General features: G+C 43.0%; 6 protein-coding genes. All 6 read left to right on the forward strand.

Annotation, left to right across the window (positions count from 1 at the left end; all coding sequences use genetic code 11):
• A partial coding sequence (locus B4K20_RS16780) for a glycosyltransferase (RefSeq protein WP_289283793.1) occupies positions 1-3634 on the forward strand: 3634 nt, incomplete at its 5' end.
• A gap of 116 nt (positions 3635-3750) precedes the next feature.
• Positions 3751-4545, forward strand: coding sequence for a flagellin (locus B4K20_RS16785; RefSeq protein WP_286305604.1), 795 nt, complete (start codon positions 3751-3753; stop codon positions 4543-4545).
• A 191-nt stretch (positions 4546-4736) separates the two neighbouring features.
• Positions 4737-5528 (forward strand): flagellin, encoded by a 792-nt coding sequence (locus B4K20_RS16790; protein ID WP_286305603.1) that lies wholly within the window; start codon positions 4737-4739, stop codon positions 5526-5528.
• Between the two features lie 90 nt (positions 5529-5618).
• The gene (locus tag B4K20_RS16795) at positions 5619-6017 is read left to right on the forward strand and encodes a flagellar protein FlaG (RefSeq protein WP_289283794.1); all 399 of its coding nucleotides are present in this window, start codon (positions 5619-5621) and stop codon (positions 6015-6017) included.
• 52 nt (positions 6018-6069) lie between these two features.
• Entirely contained in the window at positions 6070-7428 is a 1359-nt protein-coding gene (gene fliD / locus B4K20_RS16800) for a flagellar filament capping protein FliD (RefSeq protein WP_289283795.1), read from the forward strand.
• Between the two features lie 34 nt (positions 7429-7462).
• Entirely contained in the window at positions 7463-7861 is a 399-nt protein-coding gene (fliS, locus tag B4K20_RS16805; protein WP_289283796.1) for a flagellar export chaperone FliS, read from the forward strand.
• The last annotated feature ends 112 nt before the right edge of the window (positions 7862-7973 follow it).

Genomic DNA, 7973 nt, shown 5'->3' on the forward strand with positions numbered 1-7973 from the left:
AACGGAACAGCAACCTTTCTATATCTACACCTCAGAATTTGTTAATAAATTCGCTGGTGTTAGAGCTTTACACTATCTATGCCATGCACTAAACCAGCTTGGTGCTGAGGCATATGTCGTGGGAGCGAAAAAGGTCGATACCAGTTTGAGGACTCCGCAGTTAACGAAGCTTGATGTTGTTCGTCATGAACGTTTAGGCCTCTCACCTATCGTCATTTATCCAGAGGTCATTTCCGGTAACCCTCTCGGGGCAGAAAATGTTGTACGTTGGTTGTTGAATGCACCAGGCGTGGTTGGCGGTGATAAAACTTTTTCTGAAGATGAGATGATATTTGCCTTCTCAGCTGATTTTATTCCAGTCAATATTGAAGCGAATATCCTTAGAGTTCCTGTTGTTAATAATACTTTATTCAATAATCGTGATAACCCCGAGGATCAGAGCCGAGAAGGGATTTGTTATTACGCAAACAAATATTTAGCCAGTGGGAGAGCTTTAACTGAGCATATTTCGGGTGCCAGAAGCTTGTGCCAGGATGTTTCTTTGTCTCAGGCTGAGCTTGCCAGCATTCTTAGAAAAAGTGAATTGTTACTCTGTTATGAACCTTCTTCAATAGTCGCTGAGGCGCTTTTGTGCGGTTGTCCTGTCGCGATGATACCCACACCATATCTGGATAAAATCGATGGTGATTTGAATGGCCCTGGTATTGCATTTGGAACTGATCCAGATGCCATAGCAATGGCGAGAAATACGGTCGCACAGGTCGGTGTAAACTACGAAAAACTAATAAACGATTGCACCACCCAGATCGAATGGTTTGTGATTCAAACGCAAGAGTTCTTTTCAAAAAGAAAGAGATTATCGAATGCATGGGTTGATAAAACACTAGCTTACATAAATGGTGTTGTCTCCGAACAAAGTGATGTATTGATTGCAGAAAGGGAACGTCTTTCCAAAAATAAACGATGGTTATATCAACATGAGTTGTCAGAAACCTCTGTTATGTCACTTGCTGAACGAATGTCAAGTACTTGGACAATGACGCCAGGTTTTCATTTACTTATCATCGTCAATGCATCAGAACTAGAGGCTCTTTCCAACACGATTGAGTCACTTGAGCAACAGCTCTATCAAGCTTGGGGTTTGACTATCCTAAGTAATATCCCGGCCCCAGATGCGTTTTCCTCTGTGCCTGAGAATATTGAATGGGTCCAGATCTCAGGGAAAAATCTGAATGAAGACATCGAACAGGTTGTGGTTGCTGCTCAGCTTGACTGGATTATGCAGTTAATCCCTGGAGATAAATTAGCCCCACATGCCTTATTGAGTTTTGCGGATACGATTAACGTAGAGACAAAAGCGCAGTTTATCTATAGTGATGAATTAGTCGATGAGTCTAAAGCTGATATCTGGTTCAAACCTGAGTTTAGTCTGGATTATCTGAGGGCCTATTCATACTTAGGGCGTTCATTCATTGTCAGTAGAGAAGCCTTTGAACAGGTCGGTGGATATTCAAACTTAGCTTATGTGCACACCACCGATATGGCATTTAAGGTGTATGAGCAATATCAGCAATCAGCGTTTTCTCATATCCCTGATGTATTGCTCACATCTATTCCATTAGAGATTAATAAAGAGCTATTGGCAGAAAATGAATGGTTGACCCGCCATGCACATCTAAACAGGAGCGGTATTTCAGCCACAATATCGAACCCCAAAAACAAGCCGCGATTCCAGACAGTCTATAGCACGAAAAATCAGCCCAAAGTCTCTATTATCGTTGCTCATCATAACTATGTTTCCTACCTTGCCCGATGTTTGGAAGAGTTAGAGCTCAACACGACCTATATTAACTACGAAGTGGTCGTTGTAGATGTCATGAGTGATGTCGAAGATCTCGAAGATGTGTATGCTGAGATGTCAGAAATGTGGGGGGAACGTTTCGTTTCAACACGTTTTGAACAGAAAAACTACTCGGCAGCTATTAACCATGGTGTGAACATCGCTAGTGGTGATTATATTGTTGTTATGTCTTGCTTTGCTATGGCTGTGAACGGCAATTGGTTAAATGAGATGATGCCATTGTTGGCCAGAGAGGACGTGGGGATTGTGGGTGCCCGTATCCTCGATGATAACAACAAGATTATTCATGCTGGAGGCGTTTTCGGTATCACGGATGATGTCAGTGGTCTATTTCAAGGGCTCGATATTACTGAACCGGGCTATATGGAACGAGCGCATTGCATTCAGCAGTATTCCTCCGTGTCATCAGCATGTTTCGGTATTGAAAAACAGACGTTCATCCAGGCTGGAGGGCTGAGTGAAAGTATATTTTCAGATACGTGTTATACCGTTATGGATTTATGTCTCACTATCCAGCAGCAAGGTAAAAAGGTTATCTGGTCACCCTATGTCACCTTGTTTCAGGACAAAAAGCTGGCAGAGCAATCAAATGGTGTGGCCGATTACAATTCTCACAGAGAAGAGTTCATCGTCGAAAAGTGGTCTGATTTGTTTACACACGATCCTTTCTATAATGACAACCTGAGTCTGCGCTCACGATTTTTTGCACCAGAGGTAGATATTCAACGACAGTGGGACCCTCGGTTTAATTTAAAAACACGGGTTGTTGTTTTTCCTCTTAATGGTTCTGGCACTGGCCAGTATCGCATGATTGCACCAATGCAGGCTTTGGCAAAACGAGGTGATGTAGAACTCACATGGATGCCGTTTCATGAGTTCAAAGAGCAACCATTATTGCCGACCTTATTTGAATTGATGCGATTGAAGCCCGATGTGATCTACGTGCAACAAATGTTGACTGATGTCACCTATAATTTTCTTAAAGAGGTCAAAGCGCACACCCAAATCAGCATTGTCCTTTCCTTGGACGACTTGGTCACCAACTTGCCAAAAATGAGTGATAGAAAAAAACTGGTTTTCCGGGATATGCGTTCAAGGCTCAGAAAAACACTCGCCTTATGTGACCATACAATCGTCTCTACTGAGCCATTAGCGGAGTTATGTCGTCAATATACTGATAATGTGACGGTTATTCCTAATAGGTTGGAGTTACAACGCTGGTTTAATCTATCCTTACCACAGAAAAAAACTTACCCTAAACCCCGAGTGGGTTGGGCTGGGGCGAATCAGCATGCCGGCGATTTGGCTTTAATGACTCATGTTGTCAAATCATTGGCAGATAAAGTGGATTGGGTTTTTATGGGGATGTGCCCATTAGAACTCAGACCTTATGTCAAAGAGTTCCATCAATTTGTGTCGTTTAATCAATATCCGCAGGCTTTAGCCGATCTTGACTTAGATCTGGCTATAGCGCCTTTAGAGGAACACCCTTTTAACGAAGCAAAAAGTAATTTACGTCTGCTTGAGTATGGCGTCATGGGCTGGCCTGTGATTGCCAGTGACATCTATCCATACCAGCAAGATGGCGCGCCTGTGACATTAGTTCCAAATGATGAGGTTGTGTGGATAGAAACTATTCTTGCCGCTTTAGCCGAACCGGAGAAAATTGCCGCTCAAGGCCGGCAGCTTCAAAACTGGGTACGTCAAAAATTTATCCTTGAAGATCACTTGCACGAGTGGTTGAAAGTATTTAAGTTTAATAAAAACAAATAGTTAATGGTTTTTGCGTTGACCGATTAAAAAACTGGTACGCAAACTGCTTTACTCCCATCGAGTCTGGTAACCCTTTGTGGCTACAGGCAAATAATATTTGAAATGGGAGAATTCAAATGCCATTAATCGTAAATACTAACCTTGCGTCGCTTAATGCGCAGCGGAACTTAACAAAATCGCAAGGTGATTTGAACACTGCATTACAACGTTTATCTTCTGGTCTTCGTGTCAATAGCGCTAAAGATGATGCTGCTGGTTTATATACAGCTGAACAAATGACTGCGGATATTCGTGGTGCTAATCAAGCGGCAAGAAATGCTGCTGACGGCATCTCATTTGCTCAGGTCGCAGAAGGGGCCTTGGCTGAAATCACTAACAATCTACAACGTATCCGTGAAATAGCGGTACAGTCAGCTAACGGCACAGTCACAGATAGAAATGGTCTGCAAGCCGAGGTAACGCAGCTTGAATCAGAAAATGCCCGTATTATTGCAAGTACCCAGTTTAACGGTACTCAGGTCTTGGGTGGCGTCTCTTTGACATTTCAGGTGGGGGCTGACGCCGCTGATACTGTAACTGTAGCGGCTACGGCTGCGACGACGACAACTGCTGATGTGTCAACCTCTACAGGTGCATCTACTGCTCTTGGCACACTTGATACTGATATTAATAATCTCAGTCAATTACGTGCGACCTTTGGGTCGATACAAAATCGGTTTGAAGCGGTTATTTCGAATCTGCAAAGTTTAGCTGAAAATACGAGTGCTGCCCGTAGCCGTATTATGGATGCGGATTTTGCTGAAGAAACGGCGAAATTAACGCGAGCTCAAATTCTGCAGCAAGCGGGAACATCTATCCTTGCACAGGCGAATACCTTGCCACAGAACGCGTTATCCCTGCTTCAGGGATAAGCTGAAAAAAAAGTAAAATGTGAACTGGGTCAGACTTTTGCAAAGTCTGGCCTTTTTTTTTGTAAATTGCCTTAAAGAAATCCTAATCCCATGCCGCTAATGTTTTCGGAGGCGGTAAAAACTAGACAATTCATAGTTTGTCCGCCATGTATAAAGCGAGCCTAGCTCGACCCTATGAGGGAGTAAATCTCATGGCATTAGTAGTCAACACAAACATTGCATCATTAAATGCACAGCGTAACTTAAACAAATCTCAAAGCACACTGAATACATCTTTACAGCGTTTGTCTTCGGGCTTACGTATCAATAGTGCAAAAGATGATGCGGCTGGTCTATATACTGCTCAGCAAATGACAGCTGATATTCGTGGTGCGAACCAGGCAGCACGTAACGCTGCAGATGGTATCTCTTTGGCTCAGGTGGCTGAGGGTGCTTTAGCGGAAATCAGTAATAACTTACAACGTATTCGTGAAATCGCGGTACAGTCTGCTAACGGTACTGTAACCGACCGAACAGGTCTGTCTGCTGAGGTGACCCAGCTTGAAGCAGAAAACACTCGTATAGTATCTAGTACAAAATTTAATGGTACTGCAGTACTGAGTGGACTGAGTATTTCAATTCAAGTTGGTCAGGATAGTGGTGATACTGTATCTGTATCTGCATCTGCTCTAAGCAATACTACAGCAGACGTTTCAACCTCTACTGCAGCCTCAACTGCACTTGGTAATTTAGATTCAGATATCAACACTGTGAGCACATTGCGTGCTACATTCGGTTCTATTCAAAATCGTTTTGAAGCTGTAATCTCAAATCTACAAAGTTTTTCAGAGAATACATCTGCAGCTCGTAGCCGTATCATGGATGCTGACTTTGCTGCTGAAACTGCTTCTTTAACTAAAGCGCAAATTCTGCAACAGGCTGGTGTATCCATCGTATCGCAAGCGAACGTTATTCCTCAGTCTGCATTATCACTGTTGGGATAATAACAAAAGGATGAAACGCATGGGCCTGGTGGGTAAACTACTCTCCAGGCTTTATGCCGTTTACAAAAAATTTAGATTAGGAGGAAGACAATGGCTAATAATGATCTGTTAGTGCAATCTGCCCTTCAATCAGTGCAAAGCAATGTTACTAGTCAGTCTAAACCGGTTACGCAATCTGTTCAGACTGAGACTGTTACTGAATTATCTGTTCAATCTCAAGCTCTTCAGAAAGAAGCTGAGAAACAGAATGGCCAGCAACAACAACTTGCAGACGATTTGCGTGATAAGGTGGCTCAACTTAACGATTATATGCAGAATATGAACCGAAACCTGCAGTTTAGTGTCGATGATACCAGTGGGGATACGGTGATTAAAGTAATTGACTCAGAAACCGAAGAAGTGGTCAGGCAGATCCCTTCAGAAGAGATTCTTGAGGCAAGACACGCTGCAGAAAAATATCGCGGTATATTGCTAGAAACAAAGGCTTGATTGGCTCAAAACTTGCTGCAATTTTGCAATTAAGTTTAGGCGGAGAATTGACATGGCGACAATTTCATCATTAGGCGTAGGAACGGGACTCGATCTGGAGAGCATTGTTACAGGCTTAATGGATCTTGAGCGTCAACCGCTCGATAGACTCGAGAGCAAGCAGAGTATTATCAACGCACAGATCAGTGCTTATGGTTCGTTTAAGAGTAAACTCGATTCTTTTCAAACGGCCATGGCGTCGTTGGCAAGTGCATCCAGTTTTAAGGTTTTCCAGGCTAACTCTCAAGACGAAGATCTGTTCACGGCAACCTCCAGCAGTTCAGCATCGGCTGGTTCCTACAATATTGATGTCACCCAAGTTGCCAGTCGAGATAAGTTAGCGTCATCTGCATTTACCGATTACAACTCGATAGTCGGCGAAGGCACACTGAGTATCAGTGTGGGAAGTGAGAGCTTTGATGTCACTATAGACTCTGGTAATAGTTCCCTTGCCGGTATTCGTACCGCCATCAATAATGCTTCTGATAATACTGGCGTGACGGCATCAATCATTACAGATGATAGTGGTGCCAGATTGGTTCTGACATCAAACGAAACCGGGACTGAAAATGCGATCAGTGTCTCTGTGAGCGGTGATAGTGATGGTAATAATACCGATACATCAGGTTTATCAGCCTTTGTTTATAGCTCTGGCGGTACAGAAAACTTGTCATCTATCTCCACGGCAAAAGACGCGATTGTTAATATTGATGGCTTCACGACTACCAGTAGTTCAAACTCCATAGCCAACGCTATTGATGGAGTGACATTAAACGTAAAAGATGTGGGTAGTTCGACACTCGATATCACAAGAAATGATGAGGCTATCTTAGAGTCAGTAAACGAGTTTGCTTCGGCATACAATGCGTTGATGACAGAAATTAAATCTCAGCGAAGTGGTCAATTAGAGGCGGACAGCACACTACTTACAATTGAACGCCAAGTCAGAGATGTCTTCAATTCGGGAGCCAGTATCACCGGCTCGAGCTTTAGTTATTTAGTTGAAGCAGGCATTTCTTTTGATAAAAATGGCGTGATGACGGTTGATGAAGATAAAGTCAATGAGGTCTTAAGTTCTGACTTTAACTCATTTGCGAACCTGTTTTCAGCTGAAGGTGAAGGTTTTGCTAATCGTTTAGAGTCTCTAGCTGATACCTGGTTACAAACAGATGGACTGATTGACTCAAGAGAAGAAGGGCTCAATTCGCGTTTAAAAAGAATGGATTCGCAAAAAGAGCAGATGGAAGCACGTCTTGAAATGACGGAAACACGTTTACGAGCTCAGTATGCAGCCATGGATACCTTGGTCAGCAGTTTACAATCACAAGGCAATTATTTGATTTCGCAACTATCCGCCTTGAATTCAAAATAAAGTAGTATGATCCCTAGGCATTAAGGATTGGAGTATGCAGGTAATGGTGAATAAAAAAGCGATGGAAGGTTATGGCCGCAATGCCATAGAGTCGGAAGTAAATTATGCCTCGCCCTATCGAATTATTCAGATGCTGATGGAAGGTGCGCTTGCTCGCGTCGCCACTGCAAAAGGCTGTATTGCCCGTAATGAAATTGCTGAAAAAGGTCATCAAATTTCTTGGTGTATCCGTATTATCGAAGGTTTAAAAACCAGTTTGGATGCTGAGAAAGGCGGCGAAATTGCCGAGAACCTGGATTCATTATATGACTATATTACTCGCCGCTTACTCGAAGCGAATGTGAGTAACGATGTCACTATATTAGACGAGGTCACTAAACTCCTTGAAGAAATAAAAGCTGGGTGGGACGGGATCCCCCCTGAGTTTCACTAGTTATGTCTGAGATAACACGTCTAAGACAGGTATTAAGATTAACTGAGGACATGAGTGCTGCAGTGAATGCTGGAAAATGGAGTGATGTCTCCACTTTGACAAAGCTACGGGA

The sequence above is a fragment of the Methylophaga sp. UBA5088 genome (assembly GCF_002414625.1).
GTDB classification, from domain to species: domain Bacteria; phylum Pseudomonadota; class Gammaproteobacteria; order Nitrosococcales; family Methylophagaceae; genus Methylophaga; species Methylophaga marina.